This window comes from Mailhella massiliensis, from assembly GCF_900155525.1.
Taxonomy (GTDB): Bacteria; Desulfobacterota; Desulfovibrionia; order Desulfovibrionales; family Desulfovibrionaceae; genus Mailhella; species Mailhella massiliensis.
In genome coordinates, this window is record NZ_LT706951.1 from 780672 (window position 1) to 804875 (window position 24204).

18 protein-coding genes are annotated in these 24204 nt (G+C 56.8%); 5 read left to right on the top strand and 13 right to left on the bottom strand.

Going from position 1 to position 24204, the window contains the following annotated elements:
• Nucleotides 1-5 precede the first annotated feature (5 nt).
• Together CZ345_RS09185 and CZ345_RS09190 are read left to right on the top strand one after the other, a co-directional pair.
• Nucleotides 6-3368 carry a Swt1 family HEPN domain-containing protein gene (locus tag CZ345_RS09185; protein ID WP_077072828.1) on the top strand — a complete coding sequence of 1121 codons (3363 nt, stop codon included), beginning with the start codon at nucleotides 6-8 and terminating at the stop codon, nucleotides 3366-3368.
• 82 nt (nucleotides 3369-3450) lie between these two features.
• On the top strand, nucleotides 3451-3912 hold the full coding sequence (locus CZ345_RS09190; protein ID WP_077072829.1) for a hypothetical protein: 462 nt from the start codon (nucleotides 3451-3453) through the stop codon (nucleotides 3910-3912).
• Between the two features lie 80 nt (nucleotides 3913-3992).
• Here the strand turns inward: CZ345_RS09190 and CZ345_RS16245 are convergent, their stop codons facing one another.
• From CZ345_RS16245 to CZ345_RS09220, 6 genes are all read right to left on the bottom strand, one after another.
• Nucleotides 3993-5909, bottom strand: a complete 1917-nt coding sequence (locus CZ345_RS16245) for a DUF3732 domain-containing protein (RefSeq protein ID WP_083717286.1) — start codon at nucleotides 5907-5909, stop codon at nucleotides 3993-3995.
• Nucleotides 5906-6394 carry a three component ABC system middle component gene (locus tag CZ345_RS16620; protein ID WP_077072831.1) on the bottom strand — a complete coding sequence of 163 codons (489 nt, stop codon included), beginning with the start codon at nucleotides 6392-6394 and terminating at the stop codon, nucleotides 5906-5908. The genes CZ345_RS16245 and CZ345_RS16620 overlap by 4 nt, the downstream gene beginning before the upstream one ends.
• Complete coding sequence (locus tag CZ345_RS16625) at nucleotides 6378-7592, bottom strand: ABC-three component system protein (RefSeq protein ID WP_144277298.1); 1215 nt, start codon at nucleotides 7590-7592, stop codon at nucleotides 6378-6380. The genes CZ345_RS16620 and CZ345_RS16625 overlap by 17 nt, the downstream gene beginning before the upstream one ends.
• Before the next feature lie 161 nt (nucleotides 7593-7753).
• Entirely contained in the window at nucleotides 7754-8803 is a 1050-nt protein-coding gene (locus CZ345_RS09205) for a Fic family protein (protein ID WP_077073032.1), read from the bottom strand.
• Between the two features lie 510 nt (nucleotides 8804-9313).
• Nucleotides 9314-10378, bottom strand: a complete 1065-nt coding sequence (locus CZ345_RS09215) for a hypothetical protein (RefSeq protein ID WP_077072833.1) — start codon at nucleotides 10376-10378, stop codon at nucleotides 9314-9316.
• Nucleotides 10375-10656: a hypothetical protein gene (locus CZ345_RS09220; protein WP_144277299.1), complete on the bottom strand. Its 282-nt coding sequence runs from the start codon at nucleotides 10654-10656 to the stop codon at nucleotides 10375-10377. Before CZ345_RS09220 ends, CZ345_RS09215 begins: the two co-directional genes overlap by 4 nt.
• Nucleotides 10657-11407: 751 nt before the next feature.
• Between CZ345_RS09220 and CZ345_RS09230 the strand changes: the two genes are divergently transcribed.
• From CZ345_RS09230 to CZ345_RS09245, 3 genes are all read left to right on the top strand, one after another.
• Nucleotides 11408-12406: an ADP-ribosylglycohydrolase family protein gene (locus CZ345_RS09230; RefSeq protein WP_083717288.1), complete on the top strand. Its 999-nt coding sequence runs from the start codon at nucleotides 11408-11410 to the stop codon at nucleotides 12404-12406.
• A 593-nt stretch (nucleotides 12407-12999) separates the two neighbouring features.
• A complete protein-coding gene (locus tag CZ345_RS09240; protein ID WP_144277300.1) occupies nucleotides 13000-13458 on the top strand; it encodes a hypothetical protein in 459 nt (152 codons plus the stop codon).
• Nucleotides 13459-13999: 541 nt separating this feature from the next.
• The gene (locus CZ345_RS09245) at nucleotides 14000-17761 is read left to right on the top strand and encodes a hypothetical protein (protein ID WP_077072838.1); all 3762 of its coding nucleotides are present in this window, start codon (nucleotides 14000-14002) and stop codon (nucleotides 17759-17761) included.
• Between the two features lie 455 nt (nucleotides 17762-18216).
• On the opposite strand, the gene CZ345_RS16885 is transcribed toward CZ345_RS09245, so the two are convergent.
• From CZ345_RS16885 to CZ345_RS09280, 7 genes are all read right to left on the bottom strand, one after another.
• Nucleotides 18217-18357 (bottom strand): hypothetical protein, encoded by a 141-nt coding sequence (locus CZ345_RS16885; RefSeq protein ID WP_154674807.1) that lies wholly within the window; start codon nucleotides 18355-18357, stop codon nucleotides 18217-18219.
• Between the two features lie 349 nt (nucleotides 18358-18706).
• Nucleotides 18707-19666, bottom strand: a complete 960-nt coding sequence (locus CZ345_RS09255; protein WP_077072840.1) for a DUF5309 domain-containing protein — start codon at nucleotides 19664-19666, stop codon at nucleotides 18707-18709.
• Nucleotides 19667-19915: 249 nt separating this feature from the next.
• Entirely contained in the window at nucleotides 19916-20872 is a 957-nt protein-coding gene (locus tag CZ345_RS09260; protein ID WP_077072841.1) for a hypothetical protein, read from the bottom strand.
• A gap of 340 nt (nucleotides 20873-21212) precedes the next feature.
• Nucleotides 21213-21587: a hypothetical protein gene (locus tag CZ345_RS16630; protein ID WP_144277301.1), complete on the bottom strand. Its 375-nt coding sequence runs from the start codon at nucleotides 21585-21587 to the stop codon at nucleotides 21213-21215.
• 241 nt (nucleotides 21588-21828) lie between these two features.
• The gene (locus tag CZ345_RS09270) at nucleotides 21829-22104 is read right to left on the bottom strand and encodes a hypothetical protein (RefSeq protein WP_077072843.1); all 276 of its coding nucleotides are present in this window, start codon (nucleotides 22102-22104) and stop codon (nucleotides 21829-21831) included.
• Complete coding sequence (locus CZ345_RS09275) at nucleotides 22101-23087, bottom strand: hypothetical protein (protein WP_144277302.1); 987 nt, start codon at nucleotides 23085-23087, stop codon at nucleotides 22101-22103. Before CZ345_RS09275 ends, CZ345_RS09270 begins: the two co-directional genes overlap by 4 nt.
• A gap of 166 nt (nucleotides 23088-23253) precedes the next feature.
• A complete protein-coding gene (locus CZ345_RS09280) occupies nucleotides 23254-24051 on the bottom strand; it encodes a hypothetical protein (protein ID WP_144277303.1) in 798 nt (265 codons plus the stop codon).
• Between the last annotated feature and the right edge of the window lie 153 nt (nucleotides 24052-24204).

Genomic DNA, 24204 nt, shown 5'->3' on the forward strand with positions numbered 1-24204 from the left:
TAGCCATGACCAATAATAACGAACTCGTTTTCCGCGGTTTCCGTGCCCTGCTCATGGGCTTTGCTCCGTACATCTGCGCCGCCCTCCGTGTGGAGTATGGGCCGGATTGGTGGCGGCAGGCTGTGCTCACCACCCTGCATGAGCTTCAACGGCGCGGCCTGCCTCTCGAAGGGCCGGATCAGAAGCTTATGGAATCGCTGGATATCCAGCGCTGTCTCATACTTTTCGATGCGCTGTGGGGCGACGTGTTCCGCAAGCGTCTTTCCATCGACCACCGCACATGGGCCAAGGAACTCATGGGCGTGCGCAACAAGCTGGCTCACATCGGCGCGGACGATTTCAACGACAGCGACACCTGGCGCGCACTCGACACCATGTCTCGCCTCTGCGAGCAGATAGACGCCGAAGCCACCGAAGAGATTCGCGCTCTCCTGCGTGAATCCCGCTACGGCTCGGCCGCCGGTTCTACGGCTGTCACCGCTCAGGCCGCTCCGCAGGCCGCGCCCGCCGCGCCCAAGGCTTCCGGCATACTTGCGGAATCCCCGGCCAACCTGCCGAGCTGGCGCGATGTCATCGAACCGCATCCCGACGTGGCGCAGGGCCGCTACCGCAACGCCGAGTTCGCCGCCGACCTCTCGCAGGTGGCACGCGGCGAAGGCTCCTACGAATACCGCGACCCGGTGGAATTCTTCGCCCGAACCTATGTCACGGAAGGCATGGCCGGCCTTCTGGTGCAGGCCTTGAAACGCGTTTCCGGCAAGGACGGCGAACCCGTCATCCAGCTCAAAACAGCATTCGGCGGCGGCAAAACCCACAGTATGCTGGCCCTTTACCACCTTCTGCGCGGCACAGTTTCCGTGGACAAAATTCCCGCCGTGCGCCCGGTTCTGGAGGCCGCAGGGCTTGCCAGCCTGCCCAAAGTCCACGCGGCAGTGCTGGTCGGCACTGCGCTCGACCCCAGCAAGGTGAAGCGCCCGCAGAATCTGCCCGGTATCACCGTGAGCACGCTCTGGGGCGAAATGGCCTACCAGCTCGCGCTCTCGGCCCAGAATCCCAAGCTCTACGACTTCGTAAAAGAAGCCGACAAGAAAGGCATTTCCCCCGGTTCCGAGGCCCTGAAAGGTCTCTTCGACGCCTGCGGCCCCTGCCTCATCCTCATGGACGAACTCGTGGCCTACGCCAAGCGCATCTATGGCGTGAACGGCCTGCCGTCCGGCTCTTTCGATAATTTCATCACCTTTATTCAGGAGATAACCGAGGCCGCCCGCGCCAGCCGCAACAGCCTTGTGGTGGCCTCCATCCCCGAATCGAACATCGAGATCGGCGGCGAGGCCGGGCAGACCGCGCTGGAAGCCATCGAGCACACCTTCGGCCGCATGGAATCCATCTGGAAGCCCGTGGCCGCCAACGAAGGTTTTGAGGTCGTGCGCCGCCGCCTCTTCCTCGACTGCAAGAATCCCGCCGCGCGCGACATGGTGTGCGAACATTTCAGCGCCATGTACCGCGAGAACACGTCGGATTTTCCGCTGGAAACCAAGGAACTTGAATACAAGAACCGCCTCGTTTCCTGCTACCCCATCCATCCTGAAGTCTTCGACCGCCTCTACGACGACTGGGCCACGCTGGAGCGCTTCCAGCGTACGCGCGGCGTTCTGCGCCTCATGGCGGCGGTCATCCACGAGCTGTGGATGGGCAACGACGCGGGCCTGCTCATCATGCCCGGTTCCCTGCCCATGGACGTGCCCAACGTGCGCGACGAGCTGACCCGCCACCTCTCCGAAGGCTGGAACCCGCTCGTGGACAAGGAAGTGGACGGCAAGCAGTCCGTGCCCTACCTGATGGACAAGGCCAACTCGCGCTACGGCAAGATCCTCGCCGCCCGCCGCGTGGCCCGCGCCATCATGCTGGGCAGTGCGCCCACGGTGCGCCAGCAGAACGTGCGTGGCCTTGAGGCGTCGCGCGTGCGCCTTGGCGTGACCCAGCCCGGCGAGCAGGTGGCGCTGTTCAACGACGCCTGCAATACGCTCAAGAACAAGCTGGCCTACCTTTACACCAATCCTTCCGGCGACCGCTTCTGGTACGACACGCGGCCCACGCTGAGAAAAACTGTGGAAGACCGCGCCACGCAGGTTGCGGCCTCGGACGTAGAGTTTGAAATCGAACGCCGCCTCAAGAAACTGCGTAAGGAAGCGCCGTTTGCGGGTATTCACGTTTGCCCGGCGTCGTCGCTGGACGTGCCGGATGAACAGGCCGTGCGGCTGGTGGTTCTGCGCCCGGCGGAAAGCTACGCCCAGTCGGCTCAGGACTGCGCCGCCATGCGTGCGGTTTCCGAAATGTTTGAAAAGCGCGGCACTGCCCCGCGTATGTACCGCAATATGCTGGTCTTCCTTGCGGCAGATCAGGCCCTTATGGCCAACCTCGAGCAGGAAGTGCGGCGCTTCATCGCGTGGACATCTATTAAGGAAGACAGTCAGGACTTGAACCTCGATGCCGCGCAGAACCGCGAAACAGAAGTCAGCCTCAAGCGCAGTGACGAGACCGTTGACTTACTGCTCAAGGAAGCGTGGTGCTGGCTCCTCGTGCCGAGCGTTGACACCTACGACCGCAAAACGCTGGACTGGGAACGTACCCGCCTGAGCGGTGACGGACTCATCAGCCGCGCGGCTAAAAAGCTCCTGCAAAATGAATGGGCTGTGACCAAGTGGGCTCCGGCGCTCCTGCTCATGGAACTGGATAACCTGCTGTGGCAGGGCGTGAACCATATTGCCATCAAACAGCTCTGGGAATGGCTCTGCACCTACTGCTATCTGCCTAGACTGGCGAGCTATGACGTTCTGGAAGAGGCTATTGTCAGCGGCCTCAGCGAAGAGGAATTCTTTGGCTATGCCGCCGCCGTGGGCGAAGACCGCTATATCAGCCTGAAGCTCGGCCAGAGTGTCCGCCCCGAAAAGAGCGGCTACCTTGTGAAGGTGAAGGCCGCCAAGACGCAGATAGGGCGGGAGAAGGAAGCCACGACTCCGCCGGTACAGCCGCCTGTCGTTGAAACTGTCGTGCCTACTCCTGACAGGCCAGCTCCTGTTACTCCTACGCCTCCCGCGCCCCAGCCGGTTCAGCCCACCCCGCCTGCGCCGAAGAGCATGAGCTTCTACCTCTCGACTCAGCTCGACACCACCCGCGTGAACCGCGCCGTGCAGAAGATCCTCGAAGAGGTGGTCTCCGTCCTCACGCAGGAAAACGGCGTCACCGTGGAACTACGCTTCGACGTGCAGGCCTCTGCTCCGAAAGGCCTCCAGCCAAGCACGATACGCGCTGTTTCCGAAAACTGCCGTACGCTGAAGATCACCAACTTCGGCTTTGTGGAAGAGTAGAAAAGGGAAAGAACTAAGGGAAGTTTTAAACGCATCAGGCCGCCCATTGGCGGCCTGATAAAAACATGAGAGGAGAAGAAAAATGGCTAAGTTTTGTAGCCCCAGAAAAATACTTAATCTGACCCTTGAAGTAGCCAACCATCGCAGAGTTGGAAGAGATTACCATAATAATGCATTTCGCGCGATGCGAGATGCGGCCCTAGAAATCAATAGATTACTCGTGGAAGAGCCCTCTGGGTATGAGGAAATGAAAATGAAAATTTCAGTCCAGCCAAAGGTTAAGAATCCATCGTCGCGAATAGAGGTTCACCTGAAAAATATGCTATACTATGCGTCGCCCGACATCGCTCCCCAATGGGGCTTATTGAGTGCTTTAAATTTAAAAAGTACTAATGAGCTTCCGCCCTGCTTTGAAATAGAAGCAAGAGGAAGAGTATTTGTTTTCAGAGATGATTATGACGATAATAACATGAAGCTAATAAAAATAGCGGATAAGATCAGAAGTCCTCTCTTAGAAGCTATGAGTAATAAGGCAATGATATAAAATGAGTCGCTCTTCACTTTTTGAAGAGCGACTCATAAACTATATTTAGTTGTGTCGCTGTCATTAATTACTGTTTGCGACTATTCAATAAACCAATCATTAGGGATAAGGCTATTATCGTTAGACAGCCAAGACTCAATTGTTTTCTCACGAAATGTTTCATTATCGAGGGCGGCGTGGTCAACAATAATAACCTGAAGTTCTCCCTTCAACTCTTGTACTCGATCAAAAATAAACTGATACATCTTGTCTACTTCTTTCCAATCAGTTCTCAATTCGTCTGTTTCTGACGGAAAATAAACCTGTGATGGTTGATCTATAAATAAAAAATTAGGCACAGGGCGTTTGCCTTCAATAAAATATTTATGAAGGGCAAAATAAGTAATGAGGTGTACACCAACCCAGTTTGAGCCACTCCCTAGTTGTTTAAGGGGAACAGGTCGTTCAGGTTTATCCACCACAACGGTGACTTTTTTTAAATCAAGGCGATAGGGACTATTGCTGTATTCAAGCTCTAATTTTTTTGCCCAATTTGTCATATCGACTTGTATGCGAGATAAAGCAGACTGCTTGCGCTCCTCAATCAATTCTGCACTGAGTTGTTCCTCTATTGCTTGTATTCTATTTTCTAAATTTTTTATCAATTGTAACTGAAGCTCTGAGTCGAAATCATTTTTAACGCTCTCAAGCCACAGGCTAATGCGTCCAACAACCTTTGCTCGACGAGAGTTTAAATCTCGTATTTTTTGAGCTGCATCCTGTTGCTCATACAATCCATCTATTTCTGACTTCAGACCTCTAATCAGTTCTCGCTTATTTTGATATTCGTGTTCAAGAGAATCTATGTAGCTACGAAGCTTTGGTTGTTCTTTTGTGACGTTAGAAATTGCATTGTCCAAATCTAAGATAGATTTTTTCATTGCCTCAACAGATGGAAGAGGAGAGTTCAGCCTTCCAGAACATAGCGGACATCTTTCTGGATCAAAATCTAGCGATTTAAATAGTCCGATAGATTCAAGACGTATTTTTTGATGTAGTGCTTCCGTGGTAAAGTCATTGGTTTCTCCACTATAGAGTTTAGCCTCTGAAATATTTAGTCTAATTTCATCCAATTCGTCATTAGCTTGAGCTAACTTGGATTGTAGCATGCTGAGACGATCCATTCCCGAAGCGCTTACATCTAGTGGGATCCAATTGGTTGTATTCTTCAAAAGAGAGTGCATAGCTTTGTAATCTGAATAGTTAACAGATTCAGTATTTTCTATAAGCCCAACTTTGACTGCTTCACCAAGCAGTTTTATGGCTCGCTCGCTTCCTCCAGATAGTAATTCATTTTCTTTAAGTTTTTGTTTCTTTAATGTAAGTTGGCGCATTAATCTGCTTCGTTCCTTTGAAAGAGAAAGAGACTCGTCATCGATAGCACCAAGAAAATAAGGCAAAGTATCTTTTATTGCTTGTGTAATAAAGTCTTCTGATTGATTATGAAAAAGATTGTTTTTGGCAGCAATCTCTTCCTGGCTTTGAAAACAATAAAAAAGAGCATGTCGGATATTGGCAGTCAAAGCATCACGACTTTGACCCTCAGTAGGAGTATGCAGGTTTTCTGCTATACCAAGTCTATTGGACAAAATTTGTATAACGCCATCAACATTAATATTTGGTGCAAAATTGCATACTGGCGGAACTTCTAATTTTGTTCCAATTTCTATATAACAGAGGCTGGTTGTCTGATGACCTGGGTCAGGATTTTTGCGAGCAACAAAAACACGATCATTTGAAAACTGTAGAAGAATTCCGTACCATGCAACTTTTTCACGTACTACACCTTCTGCAATATTGCACGTTTCTTTACCAAGACAATAATCAATAATATCACCAACTATAGATTTTCCTGATTTTGAACGCCCAGAAATAATATTTATACTGCCAAGAGAGAAAGTAAGATGACGGACCTTGCCATTATGTCCGTATAAAACTAATTCCCGTATCTGCATCATGGTCTTACTCCTAAGCTTATGTATATAGTTTCAATTCTACCAGTATTGGCAAACCAACGCGCAACATGTTCGCTTTTTTGAATACATTCACTTATTTCTGAATTTACAAATCGTGTTTTGCTAAGAGATTTTTGGGCAGCAGTAATGCTAAGTTTTCCAGTTGTGGTAATCTGAACTGTTTCTGATTGAAGAAGTAACTCAAGAGCTTCATTTGTAATTACAACTAATTCTTTAGTTCTTCTTGCAAAGCCAATTAATAAATGCTGATAGTTCTTTGTCCAAAGCAGTAATTGCGTACGACTATTAATTGTAATTCTTGTTTGTTTGTGCAAGACAAGAGGTAGGATTAAGTACACAAGTGGAAAAGGAAAATCAAGCTGAGTTTTATGTATATATTCTTTTATTGCGGCATAGAGCAATCTTCCGCAAAAAGCAGGATTTAGCAGATATGCAACTTCACGAGTTCTTTCATTCCAGCTCTTCATGTGTAGTGCCTCTTTTCTGAATTGATAAATTTTGAGTTATTCTTTCTTGAAAATCAACATGCCAACCAACTTTTAACTGGTTTGCTAATATATGATAGCTACCCCTCATTACAAATGCATCCTGTACCTTGGGACGAATACGAATATCTCCCTCTCTAATTTTTTTAAATAATGCTTGTCCCTCTCTAATTTTATCTTCTTCGGTGGCGGGTATAGCGAGTATGGACAAATTGTCTTCCATAGAAGCAAAGTGATGCTCCCATTCATCAATTAGACGATAGTCGTAATCATCTAACTCGTTCGTATAAAGCAATTCGTTTCTAACCCAAATTGCTCTTTGTGTAAAAGAGCGATAGTAATCTCTTATCGCTATCTTAACGCTGTTATCACCTAAGCGTATGAGTTTTAGTTGTTCACAAAAATTTTTTTTATTAGAAATAATATCATCATTGATAAAGTCATCATCTCTAAATACATCAATTGGTAAGGTCTCGTCTGTAAATTGATGACTTATAGATACAATTTTTGTTCGAAGCTGGCGCTGGGTATAGAATACAGGAGTGTCTGAACATAGTGCTTCTATTACGCATTGAAACCACCATCCCTCAATTTGTTCACAAATTTGATCCTCGTGGTTTGGTTTACAACTATAACGTATCGCCCTTCGTAAATTATTTGAAATATCATTAATATTGCTTGATTTGTCAATAATATAAATATGATTTAAAAGGTTTTTTATGGTTGCTACATCAAGACTGGAAAAAGCTTCGTAATATTTTTTGTGATTTTTATTTTCAGAGGATGTAGCAATAGCATTTAGTTTTTCATAAGCTAAATCTACATTTCTTATACCATATTTTAGTAATGATGCCGCTGAATTTTCAGGTGCTGTTGCAGTTGTTATAATTAAAAAATTGGTATCTTGTAGTAGACTTGGACTTGCAGAAATTTTATCTATCCATACATTTAGGGTGCGCCAGATATCAGTGCTTGCATCACTTAGATTTCCATGCTGTCTAACATGATGCTTTAACTGAATCAGTTGCTTCGGTGTGCCGTTTTGCCTGAAATCGACATCATCAAATTGTTCTATACTTATTTGATAATCTTCGTTGTCAGTATTTAGCAATAGATCAAGAGCACATCGAACTTGATACAGATATCCTAGCATTTGCTCTGATGCTTGATGCGTGGACATCGTTTTCACCATCCTTATGCATTACGGTTGTATCTTCTGATTCCCATACCAAACAGCTTGGTCATTATTCGACCTTCAGGAATCCTTCATCTTTGCCAACGATAAAGCCTGATCTGCTAAAAGCCATCCCTTCAATTGGTGTCAGACATCAGAGATGGGGGTTATATTATCCTATACCACACACCGCGTCCCTTACCGATAATTTCAAGGTACTTCCCATCAACGAGCTTATGAAGATGACCTTTAACGGTATTCCTATTTGCTCCTGTCAAGGTAAGAATTTCACCCATCGTGACGCGTCCATGCTCTCGGGCAAATTCTAAAATCTGAAGGGAGAGAGCGGGCAGTTCGGCAAGCACGAGGTGCTCGCGCTCGACCTTTTTCTTGAGACGCCACATCTGCTGCTGGAGTGCTCGCAGGAAGAATACCAGCCACGGCTGCCAGTTGGGGCTGTCGGTGCGGATTGTCTGCTGCGTCTGGCGTAGGGCGAGATAGTACCCCTGTTTGCTGTTCTCAATCACACTTTCAAGGGAACTGTAGGGCGTGTAGGCATAGCCGCAGCGAAGCAGAAGAAGCGCGGTTAGGATGCGAGATAGGCGTCCATTGCCATCTTGGAATGGGTGGATAGCCAGAAACGCCACCGTAAAAATACCGATGACCAGAAGCGGATGAAGAGCCTTTGTCTCAAGAGTTGTGTTTGTCCATTCGATGAGCTCTGACATGAGGCGCGGCGTATCGAAGGGAGTAGCCGTCTCAAAGACGATACCTATCTGCTGGCCATTCTCATCAAAGGCAGCAACACTGTTCGAGCTATGCTTATAGCTGCCGCGATGCCGTTCGTCCTTATCGCTGTAGCGCAGAAGATCACGATGGAGCTGTCGGACGTGATTTTCGCTCAGCGGAATATACTCCCAGGATTGGAATATCTGCTCCATTGTGTCAGCGTAACCTGCTACTTCCTGCTCATCTCGAGTGCTGAAAGCTTTGATAGCGATATTGCTCAGAAGCTTTTCGACCTCGCGATCGGAAAGACGACTTCCCTCAATACGCGTGGAAGAGCCTACACTTTCAATGGTGGCGACACGGCGAAGCGCGGAAAGTCGATCAGGAGCTAGAGTGCCAAGAGCTTTCCACGAGCCCTTGAACTCGTCGATCTCAGAGATGAGATTAAGAAGTTCTGGAGTAATGGTAAGAGAATTGGTATTGATCATATCCAAAACTACACCCATTTACACCCATTTAGCAAGCCAAAATTCCACCCGATTACACCCATTTTCTTTTGGGATTCAGAACGTCCAACTACGTCCACCAAAATATTTTCAGAATGTGGGTATTTTTGTGGGTATTTTGGATTTTAAAAACTTGAAATATCCTGTAATTTCGCAAAATTACCCCTTGAAAATTTATCCGTCTCGGGGAGCCAAATTTCAGAAGGCCCGCATCTTGCGGGCCTTTCTGCGTTTAAGGCCGCAGGGCGCGCCTCCGGCCCTCCGGTAACAACGGGCAGGCGCGGCCACGCCTTCCGCATAAAAGGCTCTCCCCGCTTCCGTGCGTTCCGGCCACAAGCCCTTCGCGGCATCTGTCGCCCATGCCCGGCCCGTGCGCGCTGCTCCGCTCCGGCGCAAGCTCCCCACAGCATTCCGCATTGCCTCGCTTCCTCCCACGAAGCAGACGGCGGAACGAAAGAGAAAAGAGGCGTTCCTCGCGCCGCTCTCCCCTCTTCAGCGCGCCCCGTTTTCGCTGCTCCCCCGCGGGGTTCGCTTCCACTGCGGCGGTTCCGCCGCCGGGTTCATGCAGACCAGAAAACTGCGGCAGGGGGAATTCTCGTTGCCGGGGGCCGTCAGTTCCAGGAAAAAACACTCTCCGTCCGGGCTCATGACCGCCGAAAAAGGAGAAAGCCCCTCCGGCAGGGCAAGTCCGTGCCGCTTCAGATACTCCGTCAGCGGCATGGAACGGGGGAAGGCATCACCGGGCAGAATCATGTCCTCATTCCAGATGCGTAATTCCGTCCCCCGCTGATAAAGGACGATGCGGCCGTTGTCGCTGATATCCAGCCCCATGAGGTTGTCCCCGTCGTCGATGACCACGCCGTTTCCGGCCTCATCCAGACGGGTCAGCACACTGAGCTTCCGGCTTTCCCCGATGATTCGGAGACGGTCGAGCCGTTCCAGCCAGGCTTCGGCCAGAACAAAGCGCGCGTCGAAACTGGGAATGAAGCAGAAGAAATCTCTGAGAATCCAGGTGGCGAACATGGGGCTTTCCGGCGCGGCATGTGCCAGCTCACGCCCGGTAAAAAGGCGGCCGTTGCTGAAGCCGGGCAACCTGCCCCAGCGATACAGGGGATTGCGCTCATCGCCGGGCCGCACCATGCTGCCCCCGGGCAGGCGCTGCGTGGCGGAGGAAAGGGGCGCCGCGCCGCCGAAGGTGAGCTGTCTGCGTTTCCCCGTCCGCCTGTCCACAATATAGACGACGTTTTCCTTTTTCAGAAGGATGCTCCTGCCGTCGCGGCTGAGCACCCGGAAATACGGGCTTGTACCCATGGTGCCCATCTCGTCCAGCTGCCGGAACTTCCCGTTCTCCATGCAGAACCAGAACTCGCTGTGCGTCAGAAAGCCCCGCTTTCGGGCCGCCTGCCCTTCCGGCGTCCGCGCAAAGCGTTCATGTTCCTCCATGGGGGCGTCCGGCGGGGGCGCTCCGGGGATGGGCTTTTTTCCATAGCCCAGGGCCACTCTGCCGTCGGCCGACAGGCCGTACCACACCACATCCACAACGCCATGCTCGTTCATGAACCGCAACGGCTTTTGGTCACCCCAGAAAAAGCCGGGCCGCGGCCATGCCATGCCGCTTCCGACGGGAATCTCCCTGCGGGAGGTACAAAACCCGCCATGGTACGCCCGTCGTCGCTGATGAAGTTCCCCATGCCGTACCTGTCCTTCGGGGGAATAAGGCGGACCGCTCCGAAATCCCGGCTCCACACTATGGGGTCGCCGTCCATGATGCCGGTCATGGCGCGACCTCCCGGAGCAATGGCATTGATACGGCCGTCCCCGAGCATCGGCTCCATATCCAGAACAAACCCCTGCCCGGCCCCGCGCCCTTCCGCAGAACACAGCAGAAGCATGAACACGGGCAGTACGGCAAAACACACAAATCTGCGGCAAATGCGATGCGGAAAAACCCGTTTCACGGTACACGCCTCCGGCAAGGGGTCTTACGGGAAAGCGGCCTTCCCGTGCGGACAGGCCCGGCCGACGGCGGACGAAAACGCCTTCTCCCGGCGGCCGGGCCGGGAAACGCGCAGAAGAGCACCGAAGCTTCCCGCGCACGGCCTTGTCCCGATATGCCGGAGCCTTTTCCTTTCAACGTACAGGAAACGGCTCCGTCAGGCAATACGCGCGGCAAAACAGGCGGAGCGTCTGCCGGAAAGCGCGGAACAGACCTTCCGCCTTCGGCGTTCCATGCGCTGCGGCGGCTGTTCCCCTCCCCTTGCGGACGTTCATGCCTCCGGGAACGGGGCGATAAACGTCGCACAGGACAGAGAGGAGGAAAGGCGCGCCTCCGGCATGTTCCGCAACGCGTTTCCCCGCTCCGCAGTTTTCCTTTTCCGCACCTGAAAAACGCCCCGCCGCAGGCGAACTTCCGCGCCCCCTGCGGGGGGAGGAGAGGAACGCCGAAAACGCCGCGCAGGCACGGCTTCGCCCGCCCGCTCGTCGACGGCTTTTCTCTTCCTTTCTCCCTCAGGCCGTGCCATACTCTCTTCCGCCGACACGCCGGACCTTCCCCGCACAGCCCCGGCAAAAACCTGAGGACAGATCATGAACCCTTCCCACGCTTCCGAAAAAGACGCTTCCGCCTCTCCCCGTCCCATTCCCGCCGACGTGCGTTCCCGCGCCCGGGGCTGTATGCTGGGCCAGCTTGCGGGCGATTCCCTGGGTTCTCTTGTGGAATTCCGCACCCGGGAACAGATACGCGCCGCCTACCCGAACGGCGTGCGAGAGCTTGCCGACGGCGGAGTGTTCGACACGCTGGCGGGCCAGCCCACGGACGATTCGGAAATGGCGCTGGCCATGGCGCGGCAGATCACGGCCATCGGCCGCTACTGCGCCCTGCGCACGGGCAAACAGTACCGCGACTGGCTCAAATCCGGTCCGTTCGACTGCGGAAACACCATATCGGAGGCCCTGCGCGGCCATGCCAACCCGGCAAGTCAGGCCAACGGCGCGCTCATGCGCGTAAGTCCTCTGGGCATCTTCGGCGCGGGACGCAGCCGGGCCGACGTCATGAAATGGGCGAAAAAGGACGCCGCCCTCACCCACGCGCACCCCGTATGCGCGCAGGCCAACGCCCTGTATGCGGCGCTCCTCGCCCGCGCCGTGGCCGGGGGCGGAACCGGAGCGGAGCTGTATGAGGAGCTTCTCGGCTGGATGAAGCGCATGAAGCTGGAAGACAGCCTGCGCGAAGCCGTGGAGCGCGCCGCGCACGACATGCCGCGCGATTTCATGACGCACATGGGCTGGGTGCTCGTCGCCTTTCAGAACGCCCTCTGGCAGATGCTGCACGCGCCCTCCCTTGAAGAGGGCGTGGTGAATACCGTGATGCAGGGCGGCGATACCGATACCAACGCCGCCATTGCCGGAGCGCTGCTCGGCGCGGTGTACGGCGAGGAAGCCGTGCCCGCACAGTGGAAAAAGGCCATCCTCTCCTGCCGCCCGGAAAGGGGGCGCGAAGGCGTGCATCAGCCCCGGCCGCAGATCTACTGGCCCGTGGACGCGCCGGAACTTGCCGACGCCCTGCTGGAAGCCGGGTGGAAATAACGCGCTTCTCCTGACACACCGGGGGCGGAGCGCATGACTGCGGCTCCGCCCCCTTTTCCGCCGCAGCGCATTTTTCCGCAACAAACCATCTGCGCCGCGCGGTCCATCCCCGATTTGCCGCCTTCTCCTGCCGCCCCGGCCGTCGTTTGTGGAACCATACCGCGCCTCTGCCCTCATGCCTGCCTCGAAAGCCGCGCCCTCAAAAGATGAGGGGGCAGACCATGCCGCGTCATGATGTCGGCCTGCGTCGCCGGGCGATTCTGCATGAATCCGGCGAGCGAGCCCCCGTTACTGCCGTGCGGCCGGGACAGAAGGTCCGTTCCGCCCCCATCAACGGGCGACAACACGCGCAGACGCCTCCGTTCCCAGCTCTGTTCAAAGGCGCAGCCCCTCCGTGCGAGGAGAACATCATGAATTTCCTCAGAACCCCCGGCCCGTTCCTGCAACATTTCTTGAAAAGGGGCATTTCTGCAATAAAAATCCATTATATCTCTTGACAAGATACATCACCCTTCTTACCATACGAACAGATGTCTTTATGTATATTCTTTTATACTTTTTATATCCATCGTTTTATGATAAGGAGATAAATAATGCATACACATGATATTACCATTGGTATGGTCAACAGTTTCAGCGGCAGAAGCATCAAAAGCAACATGCCCTCTTCCATCAGGGAAATTCCCCGTAACTACGGCAGGCCGGGCGTTCTTCCCGACGTTTCCCGTCTCTTCGTCTGCGTAGGGCATCGAAACGGCATCAGTCAGTGGGCGGAACTCACCTCACGGTACAGGAAAAGAAGGCTGGCGCTTGCCGAAATCTGGCGCACATGGCAGGACGGAGATTCCTCCCATAGCCCGACGGTGCGCTGGAAAAAAGACGTCCAGTACCTCAACGGCGCCGTATTCGAAGGGCCGGATGCCCTGTGGGCGGCCCTGGCAACCGACAGAAACCCCTCAGGCAAGCTCAAGATCGTCACGCCCGCCGGCCTTGCGGTCATCCGCAGACATCTTCAGTCAGGTCTGAAGGAAAACCTCATTCCTCTGGTCTGATCCTCCACGTTCCCGTATCAGCTCTAAGGCATAAAGGCATCCCGCCGCGGCTTTCTGCCGCGGCGTTTTTCATGCTCCGCCCCCTTTGCGCGCCTTCCCTCTTGTGCGGCGGCAAACGCTGTGTCACCATATCCGTACTCCCGGCAATACGCCGGTTCTCTTTGCTCCGGGCAAAAAAAGCGCTCCCGCGCCACGCGACGGCCCGCGCCATGAAGCAGCGGCATGGTTCTTGCATCACTGTCAGGCAGGAAGGGCGTTTCGGAACATCGTCGTTCTCTCCCGGGCCGGCCTTTCTTGCCCGCCGGACGGAATCCCTTCCGCCGCAACGGCAAAACCGCTGCTGCGCTTTGAGGAAACCTTCATCGGAACGCCACCGTCCTGCCAACATTTTCCGAAGCACCGTAAACAACGCCAACACATCTGCCATTTCACCGGACACGCATGAAGAAGTTCCCTTTCTCATGCGCCCCTGCGGAGCCGGAAAAGGCCCGAAGGCCCCGCCTTTTCCGTCCGCCATGCCGAAAACACAGGGAGGTCCCCCATGCCCATACGGCTCGACCAGCTTTTTCAGCAGGTTTCCCCGCTCGACGACGACCTCAAGTTCCACGTCTCCGCCGGGCAGGATCTTGTGCAGGGTTCGGGTCTGCACGGTCTGAAAAAACTTTCCTTCTCCGCCCGCAGGGCCGAAAATCAGGCCGCCGTGCAGGCCTTCATGCAGGCCGTTGCGCAGCACCCCGCCTACGGCGCGCTGCTTGCCGGGGTACGCGCCCCGCTGGATGAACTCATGAACAGCGGCAGGCCTCTCACGGCGGGCATGGTGAAGCAGACGATGCTTGCCATGAACCTGTCTCTGGCCCGGCAGACGGGCGCACGCCTGGAACAGGGCGGTCAGCTTCCCGCCGGGCACGCCTCGGCGTTCGGGCAGTTTGCGGCCATGCGCGGCCTGCCCCTTCAGAACGCATCGCAGGAAGCCACGGCCATCAGGGAATACCTGCTGTGCGAAGTATGCGACAGGTATGAGGCCGAACTTACGGCCCTGCCGGACATGGGGAACAAGAACGACGCGGCAAAGACCATCATGTCCCGTCTCCACGGGCAGATTTCCGGGCGGAACGGTCTTCTGGCCGTGGCTCTCAATCAGATGCTGGCGGGCGGGGTGAACAACTTCCGCTTCGACGACTTCACCCATGTCTATGCCGATGCCTGCGCCGCCGACCTTGCCGTACTGAACAGCCTGAGCGCCGCCACCGTGCGCGGTCTTGCCGGAAAAAGCGAACTGGCTTCCCTGATGGCGACCTTCCGCGAGGCCCTGCCCGCGGTGGGCGCGGACCGGCTTGAGGCCTTCCGCACCATGCTGAACCTGACCTCCTACCCCACGACACGGCAGGAGCTGGTGGAAGACATCGTCAGATTCACGCTGGATCACCCGGCAACGCAGGCCATGAAGGATATCATGACGCAACACGGTCTGCCCGCGTCCTTTGCCGAGGCCGTGGGGCATCATGACGCCGTGAGGGACTACGCGCTGCAGGAGCTTGCCGTCCGTCCCGGCAGGGGGAACGTGCCCTCCGCCGGGCAGCTTGCGGACGCGGTGAATCATGCCGTGGCCCGCCTCACGCAGGAACGTCTGACGTCTCTTCACGAGCTTCACGCCCTGTCTCAGAACCCGCCTGCCGAACTCGACCCGCCGCTCACGCCGGAAACCATGGCCCGGTACGTCAACCCCATGCTTGCGCTCGATGCCGCCATGGCCCCCGTGCTGAACGACGACGCTTCCGTGGACGCCGCCTTTCTTCAGCATCTCACGCAGCTTACGAACGCCGTGCAGTCTTCCGCCTACTGCATGGAAGGCGCGCTGGACAGCGACGGGTGGAACAGCCTGTTCAACAGCGCCATACGGCTTTTTCTGGCCCGGAAGGGGGTATCGCAGGACGCCATGCCCGAACTGGCCACCCGCGCCATGAACAGGTTCGGCGCGCTCGCCCGGGAATGCGCCTGCCTGAACGGAGAACTGGGCAGGGGCCGCTTCGGCGCGGGCGAGGAGATGCTGCACGGCACGAGCCGCACCCTGTACCGCGCTCTGGAACAGAGCACGCTCACCCTCATTTCCCTCATGAACGACCAGCAGCGCAGCGCCATGCACCTCGACATGTACAACGCCCTGCCTGCCGACCACGACCGGAGGGAAGTCATGCTCACCCGGCAGGATACGTTCATCAGGAACAATTTCCAGCGCCCCATGGGGCTCGACGACATATCCGACCATCTGCGCGATTTCGCCCGGGGTTACGGCGTGCAGCTTCCGGCCATGAGCGCCGCCTCGGCGGCGAAGGCGGCGAGTCGCGCCGCGTTGAAGCTGGAAGCGGACAACTTCGCCATGGTCGGCGCGGTGCTGTCCTCGTTCATTCCGGGCGCGGGGCAGGCGGTGGAAAGGAACACCGCCGCCTTCCGCGAACTTCTGACCGACCTCAAGGCGCACCATCCCCTCGCCTCCATCGACGCCGACAAGGTGGACGTCACGCGCCTCGCCCCTTCCGTGAGAAGAGCGGTGAACGAACTTGCCGCAGAAGCCACGAAGGCGGGCAACGCCATAGAACCGGCGGTCATCCGCGCCGCGGCGGAGGAAATGCTCTTCCACGGTCTGGAAAGGATACAAGACACGCTGAACGCCATCGACGCCCTGCCGGAAAAGAGCGTACACAACGGCGAAGTCACGGGCTTCAGCCCGGAAGAAAAAGCCGCCATGAAGGATGCAGCCCAGCGCTTCGGCATACGCGACGCCCGCATCATCGCCTCTCTTGCCGGGGGCGCGCGCACGCCCCTGCTTGGAGAGGATCTCCACGCGCTTGCCGCGCCTTCCGCCACGGCCCGGCAGCTCTGTCAGGAAACCCATGCCGTGGCGGGCCGTTTTCTCGACACGCTCGATACGCTTCCGAAGGGCTTCGAAGGCGAAGAAGACGCCCTTGCCATGCTCACGGCCCTGACCCTGACATTCCAGCCTCTGAGCAGGGAGGAACTCGCCAGCACCGCCGCCGGTCTGAATTCCGAAACGGCGCGGGACGTGGCGGGCAGCCTGACCTGGCTGCGCGGCTGGCCTGTTCCGGCAAGAAACGACCGCCGTATCGCCGCCACCCTTGCCGTCATGGATGCGCTGCATACGGAAACGAACATGGCCGTGCACGGCTCCGCCGGGCCTTCTCCCGTCTATAACGCCGCGCCCGTCTCCCATCCTTCGGAAGTACCCGGCGGTTCCGACGGCATCATGGCGCAGCTTGCCGTCATGGGGGGAAGAGGGGCCGTCAGCGAAGCGGACATATCGCTTTCCCACCATGTCCCTCCGCTGACGAGAGATCAGTGGAACACGCTTCATGCCGTCATCGAGGATCTGAACGCCCGGGCGCAGTCCTCCCCGTACGCCGTCATGCTGCCCGAATGGATCACCTCCGCCGCCGACGAAGTGCTCACCGCGGTACAGGACGGCAACGGAGCCGGACTCTCCGCAGAAACGGTGTGGGACACTCTCACCGGCGGCCGCCTCGGCCCCATGCCGGACAGTGTGCAGGGCCCGGACGACATGGCGGAAATGGTGAACCACATCACCGGGGAATACCGGCGTATCGTCCGCGCCGCCACACGGCGGGAACCTGCGGCGGACGGCGGTCTCATGCACATGAGCAACTCCGGCGTCTCCCTGAAAAAGCTGCTGGAACTCACGAGGCCCGACGCACGCCTCACCCTGAACGACATTCATGCGGACATGAGCATGAGTTCCATGAGGGATATCACCCCCGAAAACGCCTACGGCCTGACACGGGACTTCTCCCGGCAGGGGCGCCGCTCCATCATGACCTTCACCCGGGCAGGCGGCGCGACATTCTCGGTACAGCCCCACGCCATTCCCAGGGAGGAAAACACCCCCGACAACCCCGAATTCCGAAACATCATCCAGTTCTGGCGGCACATGACGAAGTCCGAAGAACAGTTCCGCCGCCTGGCGCACAGCTTCACCCAGGCCCCGCTCATCAGCGCGCGCGTCATGAGCGAATTCTTCCCGGGCGTGCATTTCAGCGAACACGGCAGCTTCAACATGAACGCGCAGGAACAGGCCGACGGCTCCGTCGTGGTGGACATCACCAGCGTCCCCGGCGAGCCTCTGCTCCTGCACGAGCAGTTCGTCATCCAGCCCGACGGCTCCCACAGATGCACGGCATTCGACATGCATCGCCCGGCCCTGAACCCGGCGCAGGGCGCAGAGGACCGCGAGGACGACGCACGCTCTGCCGAGGCCGCGGCCCAGGCATAGCCCGCCCTTTCCGCGGAACGGCGGGGGCGCGGGAGCTCCCCCCCCTTCCCCCCCTTTCCCCCCCGCCCCGGATGCCGGGAAAAAGCGGTCCGCGAATCGGACGGGCGGAGCCCCCCTGATGCGGGCATGCACAAAAAAAACCCCCCCTCTCCCCGAGGCGGGGGACTGGAAAAAGGGGGTTATGCCCCCCTTTTCTCCGCCTCTGCGGCGGGNAGCAGGACGAACTTCCGTTTTCTGTTTTTCAAGAGCCATCTGCTCTGCGTCTCAACATTCCTGAGCCGGGCTTCCGTCCGTGACTTCCAGGCCTGTTGTCCGGCCTGCCCCTGCGCTTACGGCACGCCATCGTCAAAAAATGCCCTCACGGCGCACACGCCTTCTTCTCTGCCTTTTTCCTGAACTTCCCGTTCAACCTCTCCTCTCTGCCCCTTCCGGCGCGTTCCTCCTCTCCTCGTGCGTCATTCTTTTCCTCCCATGATATCTTTGAGCTGACCGCCGGTGATGTTTCCGGCGGCATACATGACCGGAAACGGCGTGTGCGGCTGGCTCTTATACACATATCGCCGGGCGATACCAGCCAAAAGGCTCATACGCTTCATGCGGAACGGTCTCCCGCCGGGCAAACTCCGCTCAGGGCAGAACATGCCCTTCCTCCCCTTCCTTTGCCCGGACACGACATGGAAAAAGGGCGGCAGGCTGCCCCGCCGCCCTCAACGGGCCCCGCGCCTTTTTCCTTCTCACAGAAAAACAGCGCCTTTTCTTTGCCTGCCCCCGCATCAGGGGAATCCCCGGGGCATGACTGCGGCAAACGCCTTTCCCTTCTGCCTCATCGGGGAAAAGCCGTCACGCCCCGGAGTGTTCCTCACGTCTTTCCCGCCCGGAAAACAGGCTGCCTTTCGCCGTCGGAAGGCTCACGGCCATAACCGCGCGCCCTTGCGAAGGGTTTCGTCATGCGGACTTCAGGTCGGCCAGCACACCGGAGGAAGCATCGTTTCTCGCCTCCAGCGTGCATTCCACCAGCACATGGCCCTTCAGGCTGTCGCCGGTAACGGCGAGGCGTTCCTCACGGAAGGGGCGCAGGTAGGCCACCTTCCAGTACTGCGGGTCGAGCACGAAGGCGCAGGTTCTGGAAAAGGGTTCAAAGGCCTGCACACGGTTGGGCACAAGCTTGAGGGAACCGAAGTCGGAAACATACACGTCGATGACGGCGGTGGCCTTCTTCTTCTCGGCCCTTTCCATCTTCGTGGCTCCGCCGGAAAGCACCTCGCTCATCTTCACACGGATATCCGGGGCCATCATGATGCGGTCGGGGTTGCCGCCCGCGTTGTAAATGTCCGTGAGAAGCGCCTTGAGCATGGCTTCCGTAGGCACGCGGGTGGTACCCGCGGTGCAGGCCGTACCTGCGCCGTCGGCCTTCGTGCCGCCGTCGGTGGCGTAGTTGGTCTGCATCCAGCAGGGCAGGCCCGTCATGAGGCGGCCTTCCGTGGAACCGTTGTCCGCGCGGGACATCTTGTTCTGCAGAAGGGCATATTCCACGTCCTTCTTGAGTTCCTTGGTACGCAGGGCCATCTGGTAGGCGTACTGCCTGTTCACGCCCGCCTGCTTCACGGCCTGCGCCGTGCCGGACACGTTGATGGCCTTTTTGAGAATCTGCGTTCTGTTGGAAAGCTCCGTGGTGCAACTTTCGGAAAAGGTCGTGGTATCCGCCCCTTCCGGCACGGCGTTTTCCGCAGGACTCGCCAGCGTGTCCGTCTGCCATTCATGCAGGGTCTGGCTCGCCGTGGATTTGCCGCACATGGTGAGGAACGGCGTATCCGTGGGAGCCACGTTGAAAATGGTGTCCATAAGGTCGCGGGGCTTGCCCTTGACGTTTGCGTCCTTGAGCTGGCCGGAAACCACGTTTGCCATGCTGCCTGCCTCCTTTTTTAATGTTGTTCCGATGAAACGGCCCGTCATTCCGGGACACGCCGTACTGCCGCAGAACATGCACGCTGCGTCGCCGCATGTACGCCGCAAGTCAATTGCGGCTATGCGCTCCTTGCGGCCCGGCCGCCCGAATGCCGGCCGGGGGCTTTTTTCTGAAAACGCCGCCCCCGTTCCGCGGCCGTCCCCTTCCGCAGAGCCTTGCCCTTCGGAAAAGGGCCGCATTTTCCGCCCCTACATGGTCGCTTCAAACAGCGCGGCCAGAGCGTCGGTGCTGTCCGGGTTTCTGCCGAGCATTTCGCGGGCCTTCCTCGCCCTGCCGTTCTCCACGGAAGAGCCTCCCCCGGGAACCTGCACGCGGGGGGCTTCCGCCACCTTTTTCACGGCCTGCGCGCGGCGGGCCTGAAGTCTGTCGTACAGCATGGCCTTGGTCGCCAGCTTGAGTTCATACCCTCTGGAAAGTCCGTGTATGGCTTCCGGCGGGCACCCCTGCTCCGCCATGTAGGATGCCAGCTCTGCGGCAAAGGCTTTTCCGTTGAACCCCGCGCCCATGAGCGCCGCAATTTCCGGCCGCGCCATGGCGGCTTCCTCCGCCAGAGCTTTCCTTGCCTCGGCCGCCCTCTCCGCTTCGTACTGCCGCACCTGCCGTGCCACGCCCCGCTGTACGCGCCCTATGGCCTCCATACGGGCCTGATAGGCCTGCTGAAGGCGCACATAGGCGGCGGGGTCGTTCTTTGCCAGCGCGTTCCAGTCCACAAGGCCGTATTCCCCTTCCACAATGCGCCGCATGGCGAAAAGAGCCTGCTGTATCTGGGCGTTGGCCTCCACGGCAAAGGCTTCCTGCCTTTTTCTCTCCTCAAGCTGTTCTGCGCGTACATCGGCCACGGCCTTCGCATGGGCCTGCTCGCGGGCGTTGACCGCGTTTTTCGCTTCCGGCCCCAGCCCCTGCCATACGGATTCTTCCCAGCCTTCGGGCATGGGCACGTCGGGCAGGCTCTCTTCCGCTCCGGGCTCCTCCGCACGCTGCGGCCCGGCTCCGTCCTCCCCGGCGGGAAACTCTCCGCCGACATCCTCCGCATCGCCGGAAGATTCCCCCGGCTCTTCCGCCGCTCCCTCCTCAAAAAGCTCCGCCACGGCGTCCACGTCGTACACGCCTTCTTCTCTTCCTTCTTCCCTGAAATCCTCGCTCATGTTCTCCCCTTTGCGGCCTCAGTCGCCGCGTTCAGCACTTCATCCCTACCCCTTTCTCCAGCCGCGGCACACGGCGGAAGGGAAGATTTTCGTCCCTCCTGCCGAAACGCACGCTTCCGCGTCGCCTCCCTTCCCCGGAGAGAGGCGACGCGCAAAAGGGCGGTGCTCCCTTGGGAGCATGGCCGTGTCTGATATGGCGAAGGTATAGGGGACGCCGTCAGCAGAGATCGCTCGCTGCGTCGGCCTCTCCAATAACGGAGATGTTTCATTTGCCACAGGATGGAAGGCGGAACCATCCGGCGTTCCCCAGGTGCGGCTCTTCATGTTGAGGAGCCGCTTATTATTTATGGGGTTCACCTGGTAGAGACAGGGGGAATTCTTCCGAAGGATGCAATGAACCTCTCGTTCCGGTGTTTTCCCCTGACACTGCCATGCTTTCAGGATATGGCATATGAGCACGAACGTAAAAACGTCCATCTCCAGCAGTAAGAGTCTCTACTCTATCCTCAATTTTTTGATTCGACATCTGTGTATGCCGAAAATTCCAGTAATGTTGAATAGTATCACGAGTCGCTGCCAGTTCAGGGGTCTTAAAAGCTGCGTTATCTTTCTTCGCCGCTTCAAAAATTTCTTTTGGCAACTCTTCCAAAAATTCAAACACCGGTTCATCCGCAGAAAGTTCGCCCACTGCCGCCTTATTAAGTAAATCCAGCAACCGCCGCCCCTCCTTGGAATATACTGCCGCTTCCGCCTCGTCCGGGCTCAGCATTGCCGCAGCGCCGCCGGCGGCGGCAAACCAAGGCAGCAGGCCTTTCCTGAAGTCTGCCGTCTTCCTCCCTCATCGTGCGGAAGACACGGTCATACGGGGCGTTCTGCATGGTTGCCCCCGTTTTTTTCGCCGCCCGGCTTCCCGAGGCTCCCTTCGTCATCTCCATCTTCTTTTCTGAATTTCCCGTTCACTCCCTCCCCTTTGCGGCCTCCAAAGCCGCGTTCAACACGTCATCCTTCCCTTTTTCCGAGACTGCGGCGCGCTGCAATTCCTGAAAAAGTTCCTTTTTCACCGCAAAAAGCGCCCGCTGCATATACCACCAGTCCTCACGCTTGATACTGTCGGAGCCTGCCCGCCATGCCTGCACATATTTGGCGTCCAGCCTGTCGAATACACGCCGGAATACCCGGCTTTGCAAAATGCGCCCGGCCTCAAGGGCTTCCATGCGTTCTTCGTGCGTCATTCATCATCCCCCATAAAGTATTCGAGCAGACCTTTGCCCCTGTTTCCGACCCAGTTCCCTGCCTTCTCCATGCCGTAAGCAACAGCCGGTTCCATGACCATGGACAGAGCCTTTCTCATGCCGGACACGCCGATGCCCGCCGTCAGCATGTCGACGGGATCAAAAAACGGAGTTTCCAGCCCCGGCTCACGGTTCACACAGCCCGGAGCATCGGCAGGCCATGAGGCAAGCCCTGCGCCTGTGCCTGCACCCGCAACGGCAGGAAGTTTGCTCTTGCCGGAAGTTGGTATTTCAGGCATACTGTCTTTCATCGAAGGTTGTCTGACAGCAGAAAGTCCCGGTGGCTGCGCACTGGCAGGAACATTGTTCCTGATACCAGATATGGGAGATAGGGGCCTCCCCAGATAGCCTTCAATAAATTTTCTTTTCTCATGGTCCGGCTGAAACACGGTTCTCAGCACCACATCCCCGCGATTTCCGCCGGAAAACGGCGAAACAACGTCTTTTCCGTCGTTCAGATAGAACATTCCTTTCGCGTTGTTCTGGAAGTTCCTGCCCGGAAAATTCGGCAGCACCCGCGTTTCACCGGAGTTCAGCAGATTCTCGATATGCCGCCCCACTTCCAGCGGCTCCATCTCTCCCGTGGCCATGCGCGCCTGCCCGCCGTGTGTACCTACTTTGACCACATTTCTGGTAATCGCTGGCTCGCGCCTTGCCGCCCGCTCAAACACCTCCGGCTCCAACGTTCCGGCGTACATCATCTTTTTGCTTCCCGCCCTCACGGCCCTGTCGTACATCTCGGCAAACCCCTTGATGGCGGGCGCACCTTCCGCGTCATCCGGCAACGAAGCTCCGGCCATAATCCCCAGAAGGCCGCCAAATTTTTTCAGGTCCATCTCACTCCCCCCCACATCGCGGATATTCGTCGGCCCGGAGCCATGTTCACCTGCACGGAGCTCTTCCACATCAAACTGCTGCTCCATGTTCATTTCCATGGCTTTGAGGGCAGGACGAACTTCCGTTTTCTGTTTTTCAAGAGCCATCTGCTCTGCGTCTCAACATTCCTGAGCCGGGCTTCCGTCCGTGACTTCCAGGCCTGTTGTCCGGCCTGCCCCTGCGCTTACGGCACGCCATCGTCAAAAAATGCCCTCACGGCGCACACGCCTTCTTCTCTGCCTTTTCCTGAACTTCCCGTTCAACCTCTCCTCGTGCGTCATTCATCATCCCCATAAAGTATTCGAGCAGTCCTTTGACTCTGTTTCCGACCCAGTTACCTGTCTTCTCCATGCCGTAAGCAACAGCCGGTTCCATGACCATGGACAGAGCCTTTCTCATGCCGGACACGCCGATGCCCGCCGTCAGCATGTCGACGGGATCAAAAAACGAAGTTTCCAGTCCCGGCTCACGGTTCACACAGCCCGGAGCATCGGCAGGCCATGAGGCAAGCCCTGCGCCTGTGCCCGCACCCGCAACGGCAGGAGCTTTCAGCTTGAGCTTTTTCAACTGTTCCTGTAAGGTGCTTTCAAAAGGGGTGCTGACAGCAGAAATGGGACCGCTGCCAACCTGCTCCGCAGGCATCTTCCCTGGCGAAGGTGGGAATATGGAGGAGTTCGGCCCGCCCTCCCAGTACCCTCTTTCCTTCAACAGATGTTCTACCTTTGAGGTTTTCGGATCGTACATGGTAACGGTTTGGAAACCTCTTTTGTATGGTAGAATAGGCATGTACCATGACCGGTCATGGCTTCCCACAGGATTCCATAATGCTTCTTGAGCTACAGGGTTTTTACCAAGGACATTAGGGATAACCACCGTATTCGGAGAATCATAAATTCCCCGGTATCCTTCTGCTATCTGCTCCGACGTCCAACCATCTTTCTTGAAACGTTGAACAAGCCCGTGGTCATTGAAGTATCCTAAATTTCCGCCATACTTTGCAGAATCTTCCAACAGCTGAGCTGCATTCGTACTCTCCAGAGTTCCCGCCTTTTCCCCGCGTACCTCTTGCCAGCAACAGCATTTTTTACCACGTCCAGAATATCCGGTCTTACCGCGCCTTCCGCGTCATCCGGCAACGAAGCTCCGGCCATAATCCCCAGAAGG

Bases quoted from the DNA above. Each gene is read 5' to 3' on its own strand.
- CZ345_RS09255 (WP_077072840.1), bottom strand. From the start codon at position 19,666: ATGGCAAACGTGGTTTCCGGCCAGCTCAAGGACGCAAACGTCAAGGGC.
- CZ345_RS16625 (WP_144277298.1), bottom strand. From the start codon at position 7,592: ATGTCCACGCATCAAGCATCAGAGCAAATGCTAGGATATCTGTATCAA.
- CZ345_RS09205 (WP_077073032.1), bottom strand. From the start codon at position 8,803: ATGATCAATACCAATTCTCTTACCATTACTCCAGAACTTCTTAATCTC.
- CZ345_RS09190 (WP_077072829.1), top strand. From the start codon at position 3,451: ATGGCTAAGTTTTGTAGCCCCAGAAAAATACTTAATCTGACCCTTGAA.
- CZ345_RS09275 (WP_144277302.1), bottom strand. From the start codon at position 23,087: ATGGAGCAGCAGTTTGATGTGGAAGAGCTCCGTGCAGGTGAACATGGC.
- CZ345_RS09260 (WP_077072841.1), bottom strand. From the start codon at position 20,872: ATGAGCGAGGATTTCAGGGAAGAAGGAAGAGAAGAAGGCGTGTACGAC.
- CZ345_RS16245 (WP_083717286.1), bottom strand. From the start codon at position 5,909: ATGATGCAGATACGGGAATTAGTTTTATACGGACATAATGGCAAGGTC.
- CZ345_RS16885 (WP_154674807.1), bottom strand. From the start codon at position 18,357: ATGAAGCGTATGAGCCTTTTGGCTGGTATCGCCCGGCGATATGTGTAT.
- CZ345_RS09240 (WP_144277300.1), top strand. From the start codon at position 13,000: ATGCATACACATGATATTACCATTGGTATGGTCAACAGTTTCAGCGGC.
- CZ345_RS09230 (WP_083717288.1), top strand. From the start codon at position 11,408: ATGAACCCTTCCCACGCTTCCGAAAAAGACGCTTCCGCCTCTCCCCGT.
- CZ345_RS16620 (WP_077072831.1), bottom strand. From the start codon at position 6,394: ATGAAGAGCTGGAATGAAAGAACTCGTGAAGTTGCATATCTGCTAAAT.
- CZ345_RS09215 (WP_077072833.1), bottom strand. From the start codon at position 10,378: ATGAACGAGCATGGCGTTGTGGATGTGGTGTGGTACGGCCTGTCGGCC.
- CZ345_RS09245 (WP_077072838.1), top strand. From the start codon at position 14,000: ATGCCCATACGGCTCGACCAGCTTTTTCAGCAGGTTTCCCCGCTCGAC.
- CZ345_RS09220 (WP_144277299.1), bottom strand. From the start codon at position 10,656: ATGGAGCCGATGCTCGGGGACGGCCGTATCAATGCCATTGCTCCGGGA.
- CZ345_RS09270 (WP_077072843.1), bottom strand. From the start codon at position 22,104: ATGACGCACGAAGAACGCATGGAAGCCCTTGAGGCCGGGCGCATTTTG.
- CZ345_RS09185 (WP_077072828.1), top strand. From the start codon at position 6: ATGACCAATAATAACGAACTCGTTTTCCGCGGTTTCCGTGCCCTGCTC.